At 59.7% G+C, this 315-nt stretch carries 1 pseudogene; it reads left to right on the top strand.

The features are described from left to right. Positions 1-40: 40 nt before the first annotated feature. Positions 41-315: pseudogene (locus QP381_RS08775) on the top strand (phosphatase PAP2 family protein); the annotation flags it as partial.

Below are 315 nucleotides of genomic sequence, written 5' to 3'. Positions count from 1 at the left end.
CGTCGGTACTCGCATCGGACAACTGGTAGACGCCATTGCCATGGAAGCCATGAGCGAACTGGTGGACACCCTCGGCGGGTACGACAAGGCAGTATTGGGAACCGTGTCGGTCCCATCCATAGCCATCATCATGGTCCTGGCAGCAGCGGTCGCCCTATGCAGGCGCCGCTACATTCTTGGACTGCGCGCGGTCATAGTAGTGGCGGGCACGGTCTTGTCAGTGCAAGGGCTGAAGCACTACCTGCTGTACCGGCCATCTTTGGGAATCACAAACTTGTTGGGGAACTCTTTCCCCTCCGGGCACACGGCTGCTGC

The organism is Pauljensenia sp. UMB6358, assembly GCF_030216865.1.
Classification (GTDB): Bacteria; Actinomycetota; Actinomycetes; order Actinomycetales; family Actinomycetaceae; genus Pauljensenia; species Pauljensenia turicensis_A.
This window is presented reverse-complemented; position numbering and strand designations above follow the sequence as displayed.